Consider the following 919-nt stretch of genomic DNA (forward strand, 5'->3'; position numbering starts at 1 on the left):
CTGAAGATACGGCAATACTTAAAACGGCTCTGGGTGGAGACCCAGACAACGCAGCCGCACTTAGGAAGATAGCCTACTACCATGGCGGAGCATACGCACAGCCGCACTTGTCAAGTTATTGGGACAGAGCGGAAATGTGCATGCAGAAGATTGCCAGGGGAGAGAACCAGGAACAAGACCAGAATATCAGTCAAGGCAGAAGATGGCATTTATAGGCGATTAGGGGGCTTCACATACGTCAGCCCCCCAGACCCCCCGACGTAGGCGGACCGCCGCCAGCGGGTGTTTTTCATAGTATTTATTGGCGTTTCAGATATTTTTCTTATCTTTGCACCCAAAATCAAAACAAAAAAGAGAATGGGACATCAAGAAGACATTGCAAAAACAGAAAGCAAAATCATCGTTATTCGAGATACACAAGTTATCCTCGATAGAGATGTTGCCGAATTGTATGGGGTTGAGACGAAAGCCATCAACCAGGCAGTAAAGAGAAACATCGAGAAGTTTCCTCCAGAGTATATGTTTCAGTTAAGCAAAGAAGAAAAGCAGGAGGTGGTAACAAAATGTGACCACCTCGGTAACTTGCGCTATTCTAGGACTTTGCCGAATGCATTCACGGAACAAGGATTGTATATGCTCGCCACAATTCTGAAATCGCCAATAGCTACAGAAACAACATTTGCCATCATAGACACCTTCACAAAACTTCGCAAACTGGCAAGGACTATGGCAAAACTGAATGACGAAGCAGAGCAAGGTATCGTTCCTGATGAAGCAGAGCAAGGAAAGTTACAGGGTATGATGAATGAAGTTTTTGCTGATAAGCTTCCATTGAAAATGCGCAAGTTTGCCTTTAGCATAAACCTTGGCATCGCTAAAATATCCTTTGAGACAACAAGAGAACGAAAAGATTAAACCG

General features: G+C 44.4%; 2 protein-coding genes. Both read left to right on the forward strand.

Going from position 1 to position 919, the window contains the following annotated elements:
• The coding region (locus tag HLV61_RS23135) for a hypothetical protein (protein ID WP_369259761.1) at positions 1 to 215 on the forward strand (215 nt) is incomplete at its 5' end.
• Between the two features lie 67 nt (positions 216 to 282).
• Positions 283 to 915: an ORF6N domain-containing protein gene (locus HLV61_RS23140; protein ID WP_217269561.1), complete on the forward strand. Its 633-nt coding sequence runs from the start codon at positions 283 to 285 to the stop codon at positions 913 to 915.
• Positions 916 to 919 lie beyond the last annotated feature (4 nt).

The sequence above is a fragment of the Geodermatophilus amargosae genome (assembly GCF_041028265.1).
In the GTDB taxonomy this organism is placed as follows: domain Bacteria; phylum Actinomycetota; class Actinomycetes; order Mycobacteriales; family Geodermatophilaceae; genus Geodermatophilus; species Geodermatophilus amargosae_A.